The 19,401-nt window shown below is 48.3% G+C and carries 18 protein-coding genes and 1 pseudogene; 2 read left to right on the top strand and 17 right to left on the bottom strand.

Going from position 1 to position 19,401, the window contains the following annotated elements; all coding sequences use genetic code 11:
* Positions 1–132 precede the first annotated feature (132 nt).
* The 3 genes from VV089_RS21310 to VV089_RS21300 form a co-directional block, all read right to left on the bottom strand.
* Entirely contained in the window at positions 133–1,308 is a 1,176-nt protein-coding gene (locus VV089_RS21310) for an IS91 family transposase (protein ID WP_334334785.1), read from the bottom strand.
* Positions 1,305–2,153: a tyrosine-type recombinase/integrase gene (locus VV089_RS21305; protein ID WP_172544120.1), complete on the bottom strand. Its 849-nt coding sequence runs from the start codon at positions 2,151–2,153 to the stop codon at positions 1,305–1,307. Before VV089_RS21305 ends, VV089_RS21310 begins: the two co-directional genes overlap by 4 nt.
* 259 nt (positions 2,154–2,412) lie before the next feature.
* On the bottom strand, positions 2,413–3,483 hold the full coding sequence (locus VV089_RS21300; RefSeq protein ID WP_334337299.1) for a sugar ABC transporter substrate-binding protein: 1,071 nt from the start codon (positions 3,481–3,483) through the stop codon (positions 2,413–2,415).
* Between the two features lie 551 nt (positions 3,484–4,034).
* Here VV089_RS21300 and VV089_RS21295 point away from each other — a divergent pair.
* The gene (locus VV089_RS21295; protein WP_334337298.1) at positions 4,035–4,904 is read left to right on the top strand and encodes a D-psicose 3-epimerase; all 870 of its coding nucleotides are present in this window, start codon (positions 4,035–4,037) and stop codon (positions 4,902–4,904) included.
* 151 nt (positions 4,905–5,055) lie between these two features.
* Here VV089_RS21295 and VV089_RS21290 read toward each other — a convergent pair whose 3' ends face one another.
* The 14 genes and pseudogenes from VV089_RS21290 to chvE form a co-directional block, all read right to left on the bottom strand.
* Entirely contained in the window at positions 5,056–6,375 is a 1,320-nt protein-coding gene (locus tag VV089_RS21290) for a saccharopine dehydrogenase family protein (RefSeq protein WP_334337297.1), read from the bottom strand.
* Positions 6,376–6,618: 243 nt separating this feature from the next.
* Positions 6,619–6,831 carry a HEPN domain-containing protein gene (locus tag VV089_RS21285; RefSeq protein WP_334337296.1) on the bottom strand — a complete coding sequence of 71 codons (213 nt, stop codon included), beginning with the start codon at positions 6,829–6,831 and terminating at the stop codon, positions 6,619–6,621.
* Positions 6,818–7,075: a nucleotidyl transferase AbiEii/AbiGii toxin family protein gene (locus tag VV089_RS21280; RefSeq protein ID WP_334337295.1), complete on the bottom strand. Its 258-nt coding sequence runs from the start codon at positions 7,073–7,075 to the stop codon at positions 6,818–6,820. Before VV089_RS21280 ends, VV089_RS21285 begins: the two co-directional genes overlap by 14 nt.
* Positions 7,072–7,332 carry a type IV toxin-antitoxin system AbiEi family antitoxin domain-containing protein gene (locus VV089_RS21275; protein ID WP_334337619.1) on the bottom strand — a complete coding sequence of 87 codons (261 nt, stop codon included), beginning with the start codon at positions 7,330–7,332 and terminating at the stop codon, positions 7,072–7,074. The genes VV089_RS21280 and VV089_RS21275 overlap by 4 nt, the downstream gene beginning before the upstream one ends.
* Positions 7,333–7,418: 86 nt before the next feature.
* On the bottom strand, positions 7,419–7,547 hold the full coding sequence (locus tag VV089_RS21270) for a hypothetical protein (protein ID WP_334337618.1): 129 nt from the start codon (positions 7,545–7,547) through the stop codon (positions 7,419–7,421).
* A 22-nt stretch (positions 7,548–7,569) separates the two neighbouring features.
* Positions 7,570–7,674, bottom strand: a pseudogene (locus VV089_RS21265) (hypothetical protein); the annotation flags it as partial.
* A 176-nt stretch (positions 7,675–7,850) separates the two neighbouring features.
* Positions 7,851–8,387, bottom strand: coding sequence for an ECF transporter S component (locus VV089_RS21260; RefSeq protein WP_334337294.1), 537 nt, complete (start codon positions 8,385–8,387; stop codon positions 7,851–7,853).
* Between the two features lie 218 nt (positions 8,388–8,605).
* Positions 8,606–10,192, bottom strand: coding sequence for an AAA family ATPase (locus tag VV089_RS21255; RefSeq protein ID WP_334337293.1), 1,587 nt, complete (start codon positions 10,190–10,192; stop codon positions 8,606–8,608).
* Positions 10,193–10,348: 156 nt separating this feature from the next.
* A complete protein-coding gene (gene xylB, locus VV089_RS21250) occupies positions 10,349–11,833 on the bottom strand; it encodes a xylulokinase (protein WP_334337292.1) in 1,485 nt (494 codons plus the stop codon).
* 160 nt (positions 11,834–11,993) lie between these two features.
* Complete coding sequence (locus tag VV089_RS21245; protein WP_172540230.1) at positions 11,994–13,478, bottom strand: L-fucose/L-arabinose isomerase family protein; 1,485 nt, start codon at positions 13,476–13,478, stop codon at positions 11,994–11,996.
* Between the two features lie 72 nt (positions 13,479–13,550).
* Positions 13,551–14,168 carry a DUF4867 family protein gene (locus VV089_RS21240; protein WP_334337291.1) on the bottom strand — a complete coding sequence of 206 codons (618 nt, stop codon included), beginning with the start codon at positions 14,166–14,168 and terminating at the stop codon, positions 13,551–13,553.
* A gap of 125 nt (positions 14,169–14,293) precedes the next feature.
* The gene (gene mmsB, locus VV089_RS21235; RefSeq protein WP_172540228.1) at positions 14,294–15,469 is read right to left on the bottom strand and encodes a multiple monosaccharide ABC transporter permease; all 1,176 of its coding nucleotides are present in this window, start codon (positions 15,467–15,469) and stop codon (positions 14,294–14,296) included.
* Positions 15,470–15,474: 5 nt separating this feature from the next.
* Entirely contained in the window at positions 15,475–17,013 is a 1,539-nt protein-coding gene (mmsA, locus tag VV089_RS21230; protein ID WP_172540227.1) for a multiple monosaccharide ABC transporter ATP-binding protein, read from the bottom strand.
* Between the two features lie 89 nt (positions 17,014–17,102).
* Entirely contained in the window at positions 17,103–18,257 is a 1,155-nt protein-coding gene (gene chvE, locus VV089_RS21225) for a multiple monosaccharide ABC transporter substrate-binding protein (protein WP_334337290.1), read from the bottom strand.
* A gap of 316 nt (positions 18,258–18,573) precedes the next feature.
* Between chvE and VV089_RS21220 the strand changes: the two genes are divergently transcribed.
* Positions 18,574–19,398 carry a Cof-type HAD-IIB family hydrolase gene (locus VV089_RS21220; protein ID WP_334337289.1) on the top strand — a complete coding sequence of 275 codons (825 nt, stop codon included), beginning with the start codon at positions 18,574–18,576 and terminating at the stop codon, positions 19,396–19,398.
* The last annotated feature ends 3 nt before the right edge of the window (positions 19,399–19,401 follow it).

Here is a 19,401-nt window from a genome sequence, read left to right as displayed (position 1 = left end):
AATTTTGACGCTCTTTGCAAAACAGTATGTTGGATACCTGTGCATATGGAGAGGAATTTTTAAAAATCATTTCCAGCGCACCACGAATAAGCCCCCATAGGAAGCTTTTTTTAAATATTCAGCTACTGGTATTCAACATAATAAGTGTGGCTCAAGTCTTATGCAATACCTGCCAGATGGCAGAGGAATGATGTTCCCTCCGCAGGATGAGCATTTGCAGACATCCTTGTTGTAGAGCAGCTTGATAATAGCGGGCACATCAAGAGCCTTAAGTCTGGAAATGTATCTCTTACAGCCAAGCAGGTTGCGGCATAGTGTAATCTTCCTGTTTTTATTCCGGGAAGAAAGCAGACCGTAATGCCGGATCCGCACAAAACGCTTGGGAGGAACATGCATCAGAAACCTCCTGATGAATTCCTCCCCGGAAAGTGTGAGTTCCTTCCACTGCCCATGGTTTTTGTAATCCTTCACAGTAAACGTAACCGTGGAATCCGTCATACCCTTTATGCGGTAGTTGCTTATGGCAATCCTGTGGGTATATTTGCCAAGATATTTGATAACAGACTCCGCACCATGAAATGGCCTCTTGCAATAAGGAATCCATTCTTTGGCATAGCACGCGTCCAAAAGCTGTTTGAAAGCATAATGATTTTTGTAAGGTTCCGCTGTTCCATAGAACTCCAGCTTTCCATCCACCCATAGCTGTTTTAGCCCGGCAAGATACTTGCCCCGAAAAACCTTGGAAAGGACCTTGACAGGGATAAAAAAATCCTCACCGTTATCCTTCCAGTGGTTCTTAGCATCCAGACCTCCGCCTAACACGATGGTGTGGATATGGGGATGGAAATTCATTGCACTTCCCCAGGTATGGAGAATGCAGATATAGCCTATGTCTGCCCCAAGATATTTTTTATCTCTGGCAAGTTCGCTTAAAGTATCGGAGGCAGCATGGTAAAGGGCATTGTACAAAAGCTTCTGGTTGCTGTAAATGACGGGATTAAGTTCTTCCGGTACAGTGAAAACCACATGAAAGTATGGGGCGTCCAGTATATCCTCCCTGCGGGCATCCACCCATTTTTCCCTCGGGAACTCCTGACACATAGGACAACACCTGTCCCGGCAGGAATTATAATGGACGGAAATACAGCCGCAGTCCATGCAGACGCTTACATTGACACCAAATGCGCCGGTTTTGCAGTTCATGATGTGATAAACTGCTTTCTGCTGTGCTGCAGACAGTCCATGGGTTTTCTCATAGTCAGGATAAAAGCGGTTAAACACATCCTGTATCGTGCAGTTTTCGCTCATGACTCACCGCCTTCCGAAACATCAAAAGGGCTGCGGATTCCAAGCAGCGTTTTGTTGCTTACATGCAGATATACATCTGTAGAGCGGGGATCGACATGGCCAAGAAGTGACTGGATATATTTGATATCCACCCCGCTTTCGAATAAGTGACTGGCAAAACTGTGACGGCAGGCGTGGGAAGACACGCGGCGTATTATGCCGGCCTTTTTAGCGCTTGCTTTGAAAAACTGGTTAACGCTTGAAATATCGAGGTAATCCCCAGTCCATGAACTCGGGAAGAGAATGCCCTTTGGTCTGCCACACTGAAACCAGTATTCGGTAAGCAGGTCGAGATTCCTCTGGGAAAGGATCGTATATCTGTCGATGCGGCCTTTTGTTTCCCGGACATGAATGGTCATGTTAGTACGGGAAATATCATCATAGTGCAAATGGAGAGCCTCAGATACACGCAGCCCGGAAGAATACATGGTAGCGATGATGGCCTTATGCTTAAGGTTATCAGTCGCTTCAATGACAGCATTGATCTCCTGTGGCGTAAGCACAGTTGGAAGATTCCGCTCACGCTTCATGGCAGGGACTTCCTCGTCATCCCAGGCAATCTTCAGGACTCTTTTGTAGAGAAACTTGATAGAGGAACGATAGTGATTATGAGTTTCAGGGGATCTGCCCTCCAGACGTTTCATGGTAAGAAAGGCCTCTGCATCCTCAAGCGTGAGGTCAGTAACAGGCTTATTGGTGCAGCGCAGGAAATAGCTGACATTACTGCAATACAGTTGAATTGTCCGTTCTCTAAGGTTGCGTTTTTCCGCAGCATGGCGGATGGATTCAAAAATATCTTCGTACATAAAAAACCTCCATGATAAGTAGTATTGAGTGTTTAAAGTGACGTCTACTTACCAGGGAGGTGCATTGGCATCATAATTCCGGTTGCGGAAGACACCAAAAAATGATATTGTATTCATAGGCAGTGGAGGTCTCCGTATTTGATTGTTTTGTGTGGTAACTTAACAATACCGTATTGCGGAAGATTTTTCCACTGCTTTTATTTAGAGGAACGTAAAAACTGCGCCACAGCCCTGGCAGGCCATCGCGCAGCGATTTTGTTCAATCGGACATTCCTGCAATATCCTTTGCGGAAACAATCAGCGGATCGGAATAGAGCTCTGCTTCGCCTGTATAGCTTCCGTCAATAATCTGGAAGATTGCGTCTGCAAAATCGCTGCACATGCCTTCTACACTGTACATCCCGGAGCAGTCCATGTATCCGTCCAGCATAAACTCACAGCCGGTCGGGAAGCCGTCCTGGGAACAGATCCACACATGTCCCTCCTCGCCGTTTGCATGCCATGCCCCGTTGCTCTCCAGAACCGTCTGTACGGCAGTTACGATAAAATCAGAAGCAATGAGAACCGTATTGCAGTCGGGGTGTGCCTGGAAGGCAGTCGTGAATCCGGTCAGCGCTTTCTCAGAATCCCAGTCTGAGGGAACGGTCTGTGCGATGGTGAGATTGAATTCCTTTGCTGCATCCTCAAAGCCCTTCTGCCTATTCAGGGCGTTGTTATCATTAGTCGCACCGATAATGGAAATGATATCCGTGGGGGTCTCGCCTGCATCGATCATCTCCTGGAAAAATACCTTGCCCGCCTCATAAGCCTGGTTGTAGGTATCCAGTCCTACAAAGAGATCCGGAGCCGGCGATGCGCCTGCGGCAATGTTCCTGTCCCAAAGCACAATGGGGATTCCGGCATCCCTGCATTCCTGTACGGAGCTGGTAATGGCCTGGTTGTCAAAGGGATAGCCGATGATAACATCGCAGCCCTGCGTTACCAGATCCGAGATATCGGAAGCCTGCTTAGAGGCGTCGTCCTCGGCAACGAGACTAATCCACTCTACGGAATCATAGCCGTGATCCTTGCAGTTGTCTTTTAGAACCTGCTCCATTCCCTCGCCCCATGCATAGAACAAAGCGTCGTTATAATGGGCCCATGAAACACCTACTTTAAGCACCTTGCCGCCTGCCGCAGCGCCGTCCTCGGCCGGAGCCGGGGCCTGTGCTTCTGCTTCAGGCGCTTCTGCAGCCGGAGTATCCGCCGCCGGAGCTTCTTTGGAGCCGCATCCGGCCAGAGCCGAAATTGCTAATGCCAGGGATAAAACAATTGCTAATTTTCTTTTCATTTTCATTCCTCCTAGTATTCTAAGTCGCTGCGCGACAGCACTAAAGGGTAAAGTCGCTTCGACACACCAGTAATGTTATTGATTTGTTTTATTTACTTTCATTCCGCGCGGCTGCACTGGCAAAAATGCCGGTGCAATTAGTATGATTCCATTTTATAATACCAAAATGCCTCTGTCTTTGTTGATGTCGCATATAATTTGTCCAAAACAACTTTTTATTCTTTTCATTTACTCTTTGTTTTCTTTTATTTTGTACAATATTAATTGAGAATCTAAAAACAAATCTATGATCCAAACCCACTATTATTATGCATAACACCAAAAAATTTCTTTTTTATTCCAATTATATAAACAATTTTATCAATAACCGCTGAACCTCTCTATTTTTATTTATCTACATTTTTTTGTCTGTTTCAACTATTAACTCGAATTTGATTGATCCTGGGGACTGAAATTGATACAATATAAAAAAAGAAACGGGACTGATCGGGAGAGAAGCTTCTTATCAGATAACAGCCAGAACAAAATTTTTGAACAGGAGGTATGTGAACATGAAAATCGGCACTTACTTTGCTTACTGGGAAAAGGAATGGGATACAGACTTCTTTCCTTACATCTCCAAGGTTGCGAAGCTTGGCTTTGATATTCTGGAGATTGCCGGCGGAGGGCTGGCGGATCTGCCGGACGACCAGGTACTCCGGCTTAAAGAAGAGGCCAGCCGCTGCGGCATTACCCTGACCGTATGCATCGGTCTGCCGGCCAAGTATGATGTTTCCTCCGAAAATGAGGAGATCCGCCAGGCAGGCATTGCCTACATGAAACGTCTCATTGACAAGACGCATCTTCTGGGCGCCAGGCAGATTGGCGGTATCGTCTACGCCTACTGGCCGGCGGACTACAGCAAGCCGGTCAACAAAGCAGCTGTACGTGAAATCAGCATCCGCAGTGTCCAGGAGCTGGCTGACTACGCCCTGCCCAAGGATGTTACTCTGACCTTAGAGACTGTCAACCGCTTTGAACAGTTCCTTTTCAACGATGCGGCAGAGGCCGTCCAGTTTGTGAAGGATGTCAACCGGGAGAACGTAAAGGTGATGCTGGATTCCTTCCATATGAATATCGAGGAGGACAGCTTCTATGACGCCATTGTCTCTACAGGCTCCTATCTCGGCCATTTCCATATAGGCGAGCCCAACCGTAAGGTTCCCGGCAAGGGCCGCATTCCCTGGGATGAGATTGGACGTGCCCTGCATGATATCCACTACGACGGAACTGTTGTCATGGAACCCTTTGTCCGTCCCGGCGGCGGTGTAGGAGCTGATATTAAAGTATGGCGCGATCTGTCGGATGACGCTTCCGACGAACAGCTGGATGAAGATATCGCCGAGTCCTGCAGGTTTGTACGGAAAGCTTTCTGCGGATAAAAGCTTCTCAGAATCTGCGCCCGCAGGAATGAAAAAAGACCAGCAGATTTTTCTGTCTCTGAAGCTTCTGAGTACGTCTGTACAAAGAATTTTCAATCATGTCAGAAAAATCTGCTGGTCTTTTTGCTGCCTATTTTCTGTTTCTCGCACTTTACCGTTCTTCAATCCGGTATTCCAAGCCTGCTTCCTCCATCAGCTCCATATACGGCTTCGAGGGAAAATATTCCGGCGAAAAGACTCCGGCGTCCTTCCAGATTCCTTTTCCCAGGAGCTCGATTCCCAGAGCAGCCCCGAAGCCTGTCTGAGCCGCCACTGCCTGCATTCCCCAGGTTTTCATAGATTCTTCGTTGTCAAAGGGCTGATAGATAAAGTATTCTTTTCTCTTTCCGTCCTTTTTTCCAATGCAGTGAACACCTACGCACATGCCTCCCGTCATTTCCGTGCCGATATCCTTGGGCTGCAGCGCGCAGGCTGCCACCACATCACGGGGAATGACTTTCACGCCGTCCACTTCTATAGGCCGTGTGCTCCGCAGGCCCAGGGAATTGATGACTTTCAAGGCATTCAGAAGATTATCGTCCAGGGCTATCTTAAAGCTGGCTTTTTTGAGACCGTATTTTCCAAGGTAACGGGGCATGGTCACCACTTCCTCGTGCTCCACCTTTACCAAGCGGTTGACGCCGAAGGGTTCGGGCATCCGAAACTCCTCCTCCCCGGCAAATGCGTCCTCAATCCGAAATCCCTCTTCCTCGCTCCATTCCGCATTGGGATTCATAACCTCATCCAGAACCGTCCACACATTGAAGCCAAACTGCACCGCATCCTTATCCGCTCCCAGCGCCTGCAGATTGCCCCCGTCCTTTACATGAACCTCCCAGAGCTCGTCAAAAAGATATTCCGCCGCATATTTTGCAAATACGTTCACTACTCCGGGATCGATACCAAGGCAGATACAGGCAGTGAGTCCTTTTTCCCTCCACTGTTCATGGCGGTCAAAGTTGTATTTTGTCATGGGCTCCAGGTAGCTGCCCTCGAAGCCTGTTCCAAAGTCGGGATGTTCCCGGGGCACAGACCAGGTTCCCAGATTTCCATAGGATGCGCCGGCTTCCCAGGCGGCGTCAAAGATGCAGTTGCTCACAAAGGGGGATGCGGCATCCATGACAAAATTGATGCGGTGTTCCTTTATCAGACGTATCAGCTCCGGCTTTTCGCGGGCATCTACACAGGCCGCTTCGTATCGGGCTGCTTTTTGTATGCTGCCGGCCTCTGTGCCTGGTTTCGTTTTCTCCGTCTCTCTTTCTGCGCCTGTCTCCTCCCGGTAATTGATGTGATTCAGCACCTCTTCTGTGCGTTCCCCGCTGTAATCAGTGATTAAGACATACTCCAGCCATTCCCCTTTTGGATCCCGCTTTTTCAGTACCTTCAAAATACATTCTCCTACTGCACCTGCTCCCACCAGCATCATTCTCATTTCTTTGCACTTCCTTTCCGAAAAAAAGAGACAAATGCACTTATGCATCTGCCTCTCTGTCCTTTTACCAGTTGGTTATAGCCACGTAGGCGGCGGTCGTACCGCGCTCTCCAGAGTTCCGTCGGACAACCTTCCTTTTGCCTGTCAGTTTCCACGGGAAAGCCGATCTGCTTCCCCATTTGCTTCTTCGGCGCTTCCTTGCCTCATATATCACGGAAGTCTCTAGGGTCATCCTCTGCCGGTCTATATTACTGGGTTTATTATAACAATTTTCTTTTTGAAATGCAAAATATTTTTTACTCTGTTTCTGAAAACAGCATAATAGGAGCGATTATTTGCTCCCCGGTATTCTTCAGCTTCTAATAGTATTCTTGCCGATTTCAAATCCTCTTTGGCCGTCTGCAGGCGGTAGAGTACAAGATCTTTTCGCGTCCCTATATTCTTAGGCTGCTCCATACAATACCACTCCTTCTTTATTGTTGTATCCAGATCCATCGTTGTCCTGGTATCCAGCCCAACTAATTGCCGATATTAAAAATCCACCTTTTAATATAAAATTATTTTTATATGTTGACAGAGAAATTCTTTCCAGCAGCCTCTCCAACATGTAGTTCTGCATGACAAGCTGGGCAGAAATATTTTTCTCTGCCGCCTTTTTCCTAATGAACGCTTTAAGCTGCATTGGATTTCTGGTTATCATAGCAGCACCTCCATATAATGCAATATCTTTGGTTTTACCCTTAGCTGTCCCGCATATTTCATCAACTTGTGTATATCTTTTTCTTTAGAAGCCGCGTACCGTTTCATTGCTCCATTTACGATCTGAATATCACTGCCGCTGCCACGCACAATGTCACATAATGTTCTTTCGAGATTGTATATTTTGATGGGATTCCCACAGGGTGACTTTATTTCGATGATTCCAAGTGTATAATTATCTGGCACAACTCGTTTCACAATAATATTTTCCTGTTTAAGGGAAGGCGCATTATACCCTTTGGGAAAAGTCATTGTATATTTTGCCGGTGTCCTGTCTGAATATCCTAAAAGGTACAATGCTGTATCATGGGAATAGATACCCCGTCCATACCTGCACTGCAGCAGATGGAAGTCATCCTCCCATATATCACTCCGTATATAAAGCCCTCGTCCATAACGATATAATTCCCCATTCTTTACAAGCTTCTGCAATACGCTTCGGTGCATTCCGGATTCTGTGATCTGTCTGGCCGTAATGATACCATCCGGTGAATTTTCCAAAAGAGTTTTTATTGTAATCTCAGTTCTTATGACAATCACTCCTTTTTATACACATTATATTGTATATAAATAATGTGTGATTGTCAAGTTTTATAATACATAAGCACATTAAATTAGTTAAAAATCGCTGCACTGCCCGTATTTTTCAGGCATTACAGCGATTTTGTTTTTTCCTAAACTGTCGAAGATGGGATTATATCCCCTGCTCCAATTTTTCACAACTGTACTTTCGCTCTTTGCATTATCCGGCGGATATCCGGAATGGCAAGGAGTATCGGGTATAACGTAACCCCAATCACCAGGCCGCCGATTCCCTGTATGATATTTGCCGGAACGCTTGCCGCTGCCGCCGGTACGCTATACAGTGCGCATTCACAAAGAAAATAACCGGCCGCCACCAATATCATATCTGCAATTCCGCCGAGTATAACGGCTATGTAACGGCTTCTGGGCGTCTTGCCCATATTGCGGTAGATGCTCCCGGCCACAAATGCAACGGCTCCTTTGATTGCGAATGTAATCGGCACATAGATAAAATATCCGCCCATCAAATCTGCCATGGCCGAACCGATTCCGGCTGCCAGAAGCCCCCAGGAGGGCCCAAGAATCACACCGGAGAGAATCACAATTGCATCACCAGGATGGATGTAACCGCCTGTTCCGGGCGTAGGGATGCGAATCGCCATGGTGGCAGTGCAGGCAAATGCAGCCATCAAGGCCGCCGTCACAACTTTTTTCAGATTTGAATTCATAATATGAGCCTCCTATTCCAGTATCACGCTATTGTCTCTTTCAGTTCCGCAATATCCCTCTCGACACATCTTCAAGGAGATACCGCTATTTAACTGCTTTTTTGATTTCTCACATTATATTGCAAATCTGGATTGATAAAAATAGCCAGTAATATCTTTTTTAACCAGGCCAGTTTACATCCACCTTCCCTGTCTGCATTATTGCCTGTTGGTTTATTCTATACCAATATCTTTTCAATTTTACAAGTATGCTTCCGCTTCCCAGCGCCGGTATCTTTGTCATATCCGATTCCTACCAGCAGCACCTCACCGCCAAAACCTTTTAATGCCTCCGGATATTGTTTCTCCCTAATCTGAGCAATAGCGCCATTTGCCGACTGATTCCATTTCAGTTCAATTACCAGAGCCGGCATCATGGAATTCTTTTTGGGCAGGTAAACGAGATCCGCATAACCATCTCCTGCCGGAAGCTCCTCAAACTTCAGATAGTGATCTCTGTAGCTGAAATATGCCAGTTTGATCACACTGCGCAGAGCCTGTTCGTTGTTATAAAAAAGAATCGCCGTTTCCTCTGCGTGAATTTTTTCAATCTGAGCCGCCACCGCCTCTTCATTTTCATGAATCGTGTCATAAAACAACTGATCGCTCTCACGAACACGCCGGATAGTCTCATCCCGCTTCACTCCACGAATAGCCCGGGCAAATTCCATACGTATCTCTTCATTCGGAATCCGTACGGTTCGGGTTTCCTCGTTATAGGAAAGATAACCCAGATGAATCAATAGTGTCAGCACATCATCCCGATCCCGGAAAGTAACCAAATCATTGGAAAAACCATTGGTATCCACTGAAATCTCAATGCCGCCAAGAAGCTGAGCTACCGTTCTGGACAATCCATCAAAATCCAAACCAATGTATTCCATTAAGCTTTTGGATGCCGATGTTTCAGTCCAATAAGAGCGAAAGCGATGCTCATACAAAGCCCGCATCACAGAGTTTGGATTATAGATGGAACCAATTTCCTCCAATATATATCCGTCATACCATTGCTTCATTGTTAAAAAATCACTCTCATACTCTTCACAAAGTTCTTGTGCTTCCTTTTCCGTAAATCCCACATATTCCGCAAAAGCTCCGGGGTAAACCATCGTGAATTCCCGAAAATCCGAGATGGCCGACTGTGAACCGTCCTTTCGAATAGGAAGTATCCCCGTCATATAGGCGGCCGCAAAAATCCGATCCGTGGTACCGCTTCCTTTAAACAAAGTACGGAGGAATTGAAGATACATCTTCTGGATCTCCGGCATTTCCCGTATTGGGGCATCCCACTCATCAATAAGCATAATAAATTTATTGCCGGTAAGCTCCGCCGCCAGAAGCAGCGTCTCATCAAAGGCTCTGCCCTCTTTTAATTCCGGATAAGCGTCCAACAATTCCTCTGTCACTCCATTCTCAATAAAAGACAGGATATCCTGCGGTGCAGCCTTTCCCATAATATTGGTCATGTCAAGATAGATCACATCATACTTGTTCAAATGCTGCTGATAGCTGCCATTTAGCTTTTTATCTACAGCAATGGCAAGATCGCAGAATAATTCGGAAGAATCGCAGCCCTTATCATAATAGGCACACAACATCTGAGCTGCAAAGGATTTCCCGAAACGCCTGGGCCTGCTGACACAAGTCAGTTTCTGCTTTGTTCCGATTGTACGGTTAATCAGGCTGATTAGGCCGGATTTATCCACATAACGACTGTTTCTTATCTCTTGAAATCCACTGTTTCCTGGATTTAAATAAATCCCCATTTTTTAGGCCCCTCTATTCCAAACGTATCCTATGGATCACTTTAACTCAATTTCAGCCTATCACAAAACTCCCGAAATAACAAGGCATTAACCGGCAGCATTGCAGACACCGACACCCCGGAGGCGGATATTGTCTCTGTCAGAATTGCCGGGCTTTTAGGTAAAAAGAGACGGCTGTATCACATCAAACAATTCCTTCACCGCCGGATAAATACGGCAAAACTTCTGGTACTGCTTTTCATAGCGGGCAGCATTCTCCGGAATCGGCTCCACGGTGTCCACAATCTTCACAATTTTTTCAGCCGCCTCTTCCACGCTTGCATACTCGCCGCAGGCCACAGCTGCCAGCATGGCGCCCCCCATAGCCGGCCCTTCTTCGCTCTCGGGAATGTCTACCTTAATGTTGAAGATATCCGCAATCATCTGCCGCCACAGGGGGCTCTTGGCTCCTCCGCCGCAGATCTTGGTGCGTTCAATCTGAATTCCCAGGGACTTGGCCACCTCAAAGGAATCACGGAGCGCAAAAGCCACGCCCTCCAAAACCGCCTGGGTCATATCCTCTCTTGTGGTGTCCATGGTCATTCCCATAAAGGTTCCCCGTGCATTGGGATTATTGTGAGGACTGCGCTCACCCATCAGATAAGGCAGGAAAAATACGTTATTTCTGCCAAGCTCCTTAATCCCTGTCTGCTCCCCTGCGTAATCCTTGGTCTTGAGAATCTCATCCATCCACCACTTATTGCAGGAAGCAGCGCTTAACATACAGCCCATCAGGTGGAAATGTCCGTCCGCATGGGCAAAGGAGTGCAGGGCATTGTTAGCGTCCACCCCGAACTTTTCGCTGGAAATGAAAATGGTTCCCGAGGTTCCCAGGGAAATGTTGCAGCTTCCGTCCCCTACGGTTCCCGTTCCCACTGCTGCAGCGGCATTGTCTCCGGCTCCGGCTGCAATCTTTACCTCCTCGGAAAGACCAAGCTCTGCCGCAAGTTCCGGCTTTAAGGTTCCCACCGCCTCGTAGCTCTCGAATATCTTCGGAAGCTGGCTCTCCTTCACGCCGCAGATGTCCATCATTTCCTTAGACCAGCATTTATTCTTCACATCAAAGAGCAGCATACCGGAAGCGTCCGACACATCCGTACAGAAGGTTCCCGACAGACGATAGGCCAGATAATCCTTAGGAAGCATCAGCTTCTCGATCCGGGCAAAGTTCTCCGGCTCCTGATTTTTCACCCAGAGTACCTTGGGCGCAGTAAAACCTGCAAAGGCGATATTGGCAGTATATTCGGACAGCTTATCCTTTCCAATCTCCTGATTGAGGTAATCCGTCTCTTTTGCGGTTCTTCCGTCATTCCAGAGGATGGCCGGACGTATCACCTGGTCGTCCTTATCCAGAATCACAAGGCCGTGCATCTGGCCGCCGAAGCTGATTCCGGCTACCTGGGATTTGTCGCAGTCAGCGATAAGCTCCTTCAAGCCCTCTACCGCTCCTGTGTACCAGTCCTCCGGATTCTGCTCGGACCAGCCCGGGTTAGGGAAATACAGGGGATATTCCCTGGATACGATTTTTTGAATCTTTCCTGCGCCGTCCATCAGCAGCAGCTTCACTGCCGAGGTTCCCAGGTCAATTCCAATGTATAGCATAAACGCCTCCTATTCCTGCCTGATAAACAGCTTTATCAAACATAAAGTAATTTGTTATAAATTGTACCATTTTTATCGTTATCCTACAATGCCTGCCCCTAAAAAAGGGCAGGCCTGTCTCGTTCCATTTATAATTTATTCCAATGCCGGATTTCCTATTTTATCCAAAAGGATTCTCCGTCTTATAAAGCATTCCTTTCGGCTGATTAAAGCCCAGCTCATCCGGCTCTACGCCCAGATACTTGAACACCTCAAACAGCGCTTTTCCGTAATGGCCGAAGGCCACGGCGCCGTGATGGGGATAATTCCCCTCAATAAGTACATGGCGGTAGAAGCGTCCCATCTCCGGAATGGCAAAGATTCCGATAGCGCCGAAGGAACGTGTCGCAACGGGAAGCACCTCGCCCTGTGCCACGTAAGCCCGGAGCTTGCAGTCGGCTGTGCTCTGGAGGCGGAAGAAGGTAATATCACCAGGCATGATATCCCCCTCCAGGGTTCCCTGGGTTACCTCTTCCGGCAGACTTCTTGCCATAATCAGCTGATACTTCATAGAGCAGAAGGACAGCTTCTTAGAACAGGTATTGCCGCAGTGGAAGCCCATAAAGGTATCCTTGTGGGTATAATCGTACTTGTCTGCGATCTCTTCCTTATAAATGTCAGCCGGAACCGTATTGTTGATGTCAAGGAGGGTCACCGCATCCTGGCTTATGCAGGTTCCGATAAACTCGCTGAGAGCTCCGTAGATGTCTACCTCGCAGGATACAGGGATGCCCCGTCCGGTAAGGCGGCTGTTCACATAGCAGGGAACGAAGCCGAACTGGGTCTGGAAGGCGGGCCAGCATTTTCCTGCGATGGCGACATATTTCCGATAGCCCTTGTGCTCCTCCACCCAGTCCAGGAGGGTCAGCTCATACTGGGCCAGCTTGGAGAGAATCTGAGGCTTCTGGTTTCCCTCGCCCAGCTCTTCCTCCATATCCTTCACCACATCGGGAATCCGGGGATCGTCCGCATGCTTATTGAATGCCTCAAAGAGATCCAGCTCAGAGTTCTCTTCAATCTCTACGCCCAGGTTGTAGAGCTGCTTGATGGGCGCATTGCAGGCCAGGAAGTTTAAGGGTCTCGGCCCGAAGCTGATGATCTTGAGGCTGCCAAGTCCCACAATGGCACGGGCGATGGGAAGGAACTCATGGATCATATCGGCGCATTCCTCGGCTGTTCCCACCGGGTACTCGGGAATGTAAGCCCGGACGTTGCGGAGCTTTAAGTTATAGCTTGCGTTCAGCATGCCGCAGTAAGCGTCGCCCCGGCCCTGGATCAAGGAATCTCCCGATTCCTCGGCTGCCGCCACGAACATTACGGGGCCGTCAAAATGCTTTGCCAGAAGCGTTTCGGAAATCTCCGGCCCGAAGTTGCCCAGGTAAACGGCCAGGGCGTCGCAGCCGGCCTTCTTTACGTCCTCAAGGGCCTGCACCATATGGATCTCGCTCTCTACGATACAGATGGGACATTCGTAAATGTCTGCTGCTTCGTATTTTTCTTCATAAGCCTTTACCAGGGCTTTTCTTCGGTTTACGGACAGAGACTCAGGAAAACAGTCTCTGCTCACTGCTACAATTCCGATTTTTACGGATGGAATATTAATCATATTATACCTCCTAATTCCAGTTCCGTAATATCCTTCACGACACACTGGTCTGAAGGATATTACTGTTTATCGTTACACTTTCAGATTCTCCCCTTTGAGCCCCACAAAAGCTCCGCCTGCGCCCAGGCCTGATTCCTCGTGGGCAATGAGCCATTTGTTTCTGGCTGTCAGCAGTTTTTCTTCTGCGGATTCTCCTGTCAGTATGGGAGGCTCTGTATTCGTTCCCCTGGGGAGAATGATAACCACCCGGAACCCCTCTTCCTTCAGATTGCAGGGCGCATAGTGAAGGGTTGTGGCATAGAGCTCTACCGCACAGCCTGCCGGAGCTTCGAATGCCTCCATCTTAGAGGTATCGTATGTAAAGTCTGCCTCCACATCCTGCTGCATGCCTACGATTAAAACAGCGCCGGCAAGAGGAATATTAATCTCCGAATTGCGGTGATACTCCACCGCGTTCAGCGTGTGGTTATTGCCGTTGCAATAGCCTATCTGGATATGCATTCCGCCGTAAACGCTGTTTTCCAGCATATGGAATTCCTCACACGCCTCCAGCTTTGGAGCAGATGCCACATAAACCACGTCCTGCGGCATAGGCGTTCCCTCCAGACGCTTCAGCAAATCCGGCACCTTGATATCCAGTACTCTCCCGTATTTCTGAAACTCTTTATCTGTTACTTTTTTTATCTGCATTGGGTTCTCCTTTCATCCATATAGTTTAGTTACTAAACTAACCATTTCTATAGTAACACCAGGCCAGATGAAATGCAAGTATTTTAAGGAAGCTGCCGCAAAATAAGCCGGCTGCCATTTTAAAATTACTTCTGCGCTCCCTTCTTGGAAACCACGTCAAAGATAACCGCCGCCAGAAGCACAAGTCCCTTTACCACTCTCTGATAGTTGGCATCCACGCCCATGATGCTCATGCCCAGGTTGATAACACCCATCAGAATAGCGCCCACAATAACCCCGGGAACGGTCCCGACGCCGCCGTAAGCGGAAGCGCCGCCGATGAAGCAGGAACCGATGGCATCCATCTCATAGTTCTGTCCATAGGTAGGCTGTGCAGAGGTCATACGGGCGATGGTCAGCATGCCGGCCAGGGCGGACAGGAAGCCCATGTTCAGGTAAGCGATAAAATATACCTTATCCGTATTGATACCGGAAAGCTTGGTGGCCTTCTCATTTCCTCCCACCGCATAGAAGTAACGGCCTGTGGTCGTGTTGGAAGTAATATATCCGTAAACAAGAACCACAATCAGCACCCACAGAAGGGCGGAAGGAATTCCCTTATACCTGGACAGCTTGTAGGCAAATGCCAGGATCACGGCCGAAATCAGAACAGTCTTAACAAGCATACCGGAAATGGGATCTACCTCATAGCCCTTTTTCACACGGCTCATGCGCCCCTTCACCTGAAGCAGCACGTAAATGACAACAGCGAGAATACCTGCCAGCATACAGGTGAGATTGAAGCCCTCCACCCCGAAGAAGTCCGGCACAAAGCAGTTGGCGCCGCCGCCGAAGATTTTGATAAAGGCCTCGGAATTCAAGGATACGGTCAGTCCGTTCAATACCACGTTGGACAAGCCGCGGAATACAAGCATCCCGGAAAGTGTGGTGATAAAGGGCGGAATCCGCACAAATGCGATCCAGTAGCCCTGCCATGCGCCGATCAAGGTTCCGATAACCAGCATGGCAATCACGGCCACGCCCATATTCATCTTAAAATTCTCCATCAGCACGGCGCCCACCGCACCTACAAAGCAGACAACAGAACCCACGGAAAGGTCGATGTTACCTCCGGTCAGGATGCAGAGCAGCATACCCGTGGCCAGCACGAACACGTAAGCGTTCTGGGAAATCAGATTGGAAATATTCTGGGGAAGCAGAATCTTGCCCCCTGTCTTCCAGGTAAAAAACAGCGTCACCAGGATCAGTACAATAATCATGGTATATTTCTGAAGGACGGCTTTCATATTTGCTTTATCCATAATGTCTATTCTCCTTTACTTGATTTTAAAATCTGGGCCATAATCCGCTCCTGTGTAGCTTCCTCCGCCTCCAGCTCTCCCACCATTTTCCCCTCATTCATCACGTAAATGCGGTCGCACATGCCGAGAACCTCGGGCAGCTCGGAGGAAATCATTATCACGGATTTTCCTTCCGCCACCAGACTGTTGATAATGCAGTAAATCTCATATTTCGCGCCTACGTCGATACCTCGGGTAGGCTCGTCAAGAATCAAAACATCCGGATCCGCAAACATCCACTTGGCCAGCAGAACCTTCTGCTGATTGCCGCCGCTTAGGTTTCCCACATTCTGTTCCACGGTAGGACATTTGGTGTTCAGCTTCTCCTTGTACTCCACGGCAATCTGGTATTCCTTGTCCTTGTCAATCACGCCCCTGGCGCTGATGCTGTCCAGATTGGCCAGTGTGGTATTTATTTTAATGGGATTGGAGAGAATCAGGCCGTTGCCTTTCCGGTCTTCCGTCACGTAGGCCAGCTTGCGTTTAATGGCCTCCCGGACGTTTTTCAGCTCCACCTCTTCTCCTGCAAGCTTGAGCGTTCCGGAGATATTCGTCCCGTAGCTCCGCCCGAAAATACTCATGGCAAGCTCCGTCCGTCCGGCTCCCATAAGGCCGGAGATACCGACCACCTCGCCTTTCCGCACATTCATGGACACATTATCCACTACCTTGCGCTCAGTGTAGAGAGGATGGTACACCGTCCAGTCCTTAACCTCCAGATTGATATCTCCAATCTGTTTTTCCGTTCTCTTCGGGAAACGGTCTGTCAGATCCCGGCCTACCATTCCCTTGATGATCCGATCCTCGCTGATATCGTCCACCGCCTTATCAAGGGTTTCGATGGTAGAGCCGTCTCGGATCACCGTTATTTTATCTGCTACATAAGAAATCTCATTCAGCTTATGAGAAATAATAATCGAAGTCATACCCTGCTTCTTAAACTCCAGCATCAGATCCAGAAGCGCCTGGGAATCCGATTCGTTTAAGGAGGCCGTAGGCTCGTCTAATATCAGCAGCTTTGCATGCTTTGCCAGTGCCTTTGCAATCTCTACAAGCTGCTGCTTTCCTACACCAATATCCTTGATCAAGGTTCGTGAGGATTCCTTTAACCCTACCTGGCGCAGGTATTTGTCCGCCTGGCCGTAGGTCTCGCTCCAGTCAATGGCCGCCTTTTTTCCGCGCTCATTTCCAAGAAACATATTTTCCCCGATGGTCATATAGGGTATCAGAGCCAGCTCCTGGTGGATGATAACGATGCCTTTTTCTTCACTGTCCTTAATCTTTCCGAACTTGCAAACCTCGCCGTTGTATATGATGTCCCCCTCATAGGTTCCGTAAGGGTAAATGCCGCTTAAGACGTTCATAAGCGTTGACTTTCCGGCACCGTTCTCCCCTACCAGGGCATGGATCTCGCCCTCTTCTACCTTCAGATTGACGTTGTCAAGTGCCTTGACGCCCGGGAATGTTTTGGTGATGCTTTTCATTTCCAATAAAATCTTCGCCAATTTTAAAATCCCCCTATTCCAGTTCTTTTCCATAGAACAGAACAGGCGGGAGAATCCCGCCTATTCTCATTTTGCCTCATTTTTGCTGATTACTGAAGATCTGCCTCTGTGTAGTATCCGGAATCAACAAGCAGCTCTTTGTAGTTATTCGCATCTGCGAATACCGGCTCGCAAAGATAAGAGGGAACTACGATGGCACCGTTGTCATAAGTCTCGGTATCGTTTACTTCTGCCTCTTCACCCTTCATAATGGAATCCACCATCTTTACTACCTGGCTTGCCAGTGTACGGGTATCCTTGAAGATAGACATAGACTGCTTTCCTGCAATCATGTTCTTTACGTTGGCAACGTCGCAGTCCTGACCTGTGATAACCGGCCATTCGCCCGTGTAAGCAGCCTCAAGAGCATTGGTTACGCCAAGTGCAGTAGAGTCGTTGGAACAAAGCACTACGTCAAGCTTTGTGCCGTCTGCATAGTAGGAAGCAAGGATTGCATCCATTCTGGACTGTGCAGTCTCAGTCGCCCAGTTTGCGGTAGCAACCTCTGCGAATTCCTTCTGGCCGGACTGGACAACCAGCTTGCCGGACTCAATGTAAGGATTCAGTACGTCCATAGCGCCGCCGTAGAAGAAGTTTGCATTGTTGTCGCCCGGGTCACCGGTAAAGATCTCAATGTTGAAGGGTCCTTCTGCATTTTCCAGATCCAGAGCCTGTACAATGTACTCGCCCTGCTTCTGGCCTACCATGTAGTTGTCAAAGGTTGCATAGTAGGTAACTGCGTCAGAGTTCATCAGCAGACGGTCATATGCGATAACCGGAATGTTGGCTTCCTTTGCCTGTGCAAGAACCGTTCCGAGAGCGTCGCCGTCGATAGAAGCGATAACCAGAACCTTGCACTCGTTTGCGATCATGGTCTCAATCTGGGATACCATGGTTGCATTGTCATTGCTTGCATACTGTAAGTCAACGGTGTAGCCTGCCGCCTCCAGCTCAGCCTTCATGTTGGAACCATCCTGATTCCAGCGCTGAAGATCCTTGGTTGGCATCGCAACGCCTACCAGGCCGCCTTCTCCGCCTGCGCTCTCTGCCGGAGCCTCCGTTTCACCCTCTGCCTGTGCAGGAGCTTCTGTCTCTGTCTCTCCCTCTGCCGCTGCCGGAGCTTCTGCTTCCTTTGAACCGCAGCCTGCCAGCATGGCTGTTACCATTGCTGCCGCCAGAATAACACTGAGTAATTTTTTCTTCATGTGTTTCATCCTCCCTATTTGTGTTGTTATTTGGTATATTTGTACTATAACACACCTTATATAGCAATTAATTGTCTACTTTCTTGACAATTTTGTTATTTAATTTATTCACTAAACTAATTATAGCATTTTTTTGCCTTCACAAAGGAAAAGAAGACAATTTTGTCCTAGCAGGAGCTGATTTGCTGCTGTCCACTTTGTGACCAGTAACGCTGATTTCGGCAATCTCAACTATGCCTTTTTAAAGGTTGCTCTTTCACAGCGCCCAAGGTATAATGATTAGGAAGTAAAAATGACAAATTAAGGGAGAATCTATATGAAAAATTTAAGATACAAAGCGCTTGCACTGGATCTGGACGGAACCTTAACGGACAGCGACAAAAAGCTTCCTCTTAAGAATAAAGAAGCTCTGTGGAAGGCTATGGATCTGGGCGTAAAGGTGATCTTGATCTCCGGACGCTCGGTTATGGGCATCACCGGCCTTGCAAAGGAGCTGGAATTCGAGAAACGGGGCGGAATCATCGCCGCCTTTAACGGTGGAAAAACCTTCGACTATCAAACCGGCGCCTTGATTCAGCAGCTGTTTTTCCCGAAGGAAGTCATTGCCGAAACATGCGCCATCGTAAGAAAATACGGGGCCCAGCCCCTATCCTATACAGATACCGAGATTGTGGCAGAGACCGATACGGATCCTTACGTTCTTGCCGAATGCAAATGCAACTCTGCATCGGTGAAAAAGGTTTCAAACCTTCCGGAATTTCTGGACTATCCCATTCCGAAGATTCTGGGAGCCGGTGAGCATGAGCGGCTTGTGAAAGCCCGGGAGGAGTTTCTCTCCCTTTACTCCCATATCTGCGACAGCTTTTTTGCCGAGTCCTATTTCCTGGAGCTGGCTCCGAAAGGCGTTGCAAAGGATAAGGCTCTGGCCCGTATCTGCGAATATCTGAACATTACCCGGGAGGAAATCATGGCCTGCGGCGACGGCTTCAACGACATTCCCATGCTGGAGTACGCCGGCCTTGGCATCGCCATGAAAAACGCCTATCCGGAGACACTGGAAAAGGCGGACTGTATCGCTCCTTTTACCAACAACGAATGCGGCGTGGCCTGGGCCGTAGAAGAATATATATTAAACATGTGAAAA

The organism is Candidatus Merdisoma sp. JLR.KK011 (assembly GCF_036941125.1).
Taxonomy (GTDB): domain Bacteria; phylum Bacillota; class Clostridia; order Lachnospirales; family Lachnospiraceae; genus Laedolimicola.
Note: the sequence above shows the minus strand (reverse complement) of the source record. Positions and strands in the feature narration are given on the sequence as shown.

What these genes read in the sequence shown, in the direction of transcription:
- VV089_RS21245 (WP_172540230.1), bottom strand. Translation starts at nt 13,478, where the DNA reads ATGATTAATATTCCATCCGTAAAAATCGGAATTGTAGCAGTGAGCAGA.
- chvE (WP_334337290.1), bottom strand. Translation starts at nt 18,257, where the DNA reads ATGAAGAAAAAATTACTCAGTGTTATTCTGGCGGCAGCAATGGTAACA.
- VV089_RS21220 (WP_334337289.1), top strand. Translation starts at nt 18,574, where the DNA reads ATGAAAAATTTAAGATACAAAGCGCTTGCACTGGATCTGGACGGAACC.
- VV089_RS21260 (WP_334337294.1), bottom strand. Translation starts at nt 8,387, where the DNA reads ATGAATTCAAATCTGAAAAAAGTTGTGACGGCGGCCTTGATGGCTGCA.
- VV089_RS21270 (WP_334337618.1), bottom strand. Translation starts at nt 7,547, where the DNA reads ATGGGGAATTATATCGTTATGGACGAGGGCTTTATATACGGAGTGATA.
- mmsB (WP_172540228.1), bottom strand. Translation starts at nt 15,469, where the DNA reads ATGGATAAAGCAAATATGAAAGCCGTCCTTCAGAAATATACCATGATT.
- VV089_RS21240 (WP_334337291.1), bottom strand. Translation starts at nt 14,168, where the DNA reads ATGCAGATAAAAAAAGTAACAGATAAAGAGTTTCAGAAATACGGGAGA.
- VV089_RS21310 (WP_334334785.1), bottom strand. Translation starts at nt 1,308, where the DNA reads ATGAGCGAAAACTGCACGATACAGGATGTGTTTAACCGCTTTTATCCT.
- xylB (WP_334337292.1), bottom strand. Translation starts at nt 11,833, where the DNA reads ATGCTATACATTGGAATTGACCTGGGAACCTCGGCAGTGAAGCTGCTG.
- VV089_RS21290 (WP_334337297.1), bottom strand. Translation starts at nt 6,375, where the DNA reads ATGAGAATGATGCTGGTGGGAGCAGGTGCAGTAGGAGAATGTATTTTG.
- VV089_RS21300 (WP_334337299.1), bottom strand. Translation starts at nt 3,483, where the DNA reads ATGAAAAGAAAATTAGCAATTGTTTTATCCCTGGCATTAGCAATTTCG.
- VV089_RS21295 (WP_334337298.1), top strand. Translation starts at nt 4,035, where the DNA reads ATGAAAATCGGCACTTACTTTGCTTACTGGGAAAAGGAATGGGATACA.
- VV089_RS21255 (WP_334337293.1), bottom strand. Translation starts at nt 10,192, where the DNA reads ATGGGGATTTATTTAAATCCAGGAAACAGTGGATTTCAAGAGATAAGA.
- VV089_RS21280 (WP_334337295.1), bottom strand. Translation starts at nt 7,075, where the DNA reads ATGATAACCAGAAATCCAATGCAGCTTAAAGCGTTCATTAGGAAAAAG.
- VV089_RS21285 (WP_334337296.1), bottom strand. Translation starts at nt 6,831, where the DNA reads ATGGAGCAGCCTAAGAATATAGGGACGCGAAAAGATCTTGTACTCTAC.
- VV089_RS21305 (WP_172544120.1), bottom strand. Translation starts at nt 2,153, where the DNA reads ATGTACGAAGATATTTTTGAATCCATCCGCCATGCTGCGGAAAAACGC.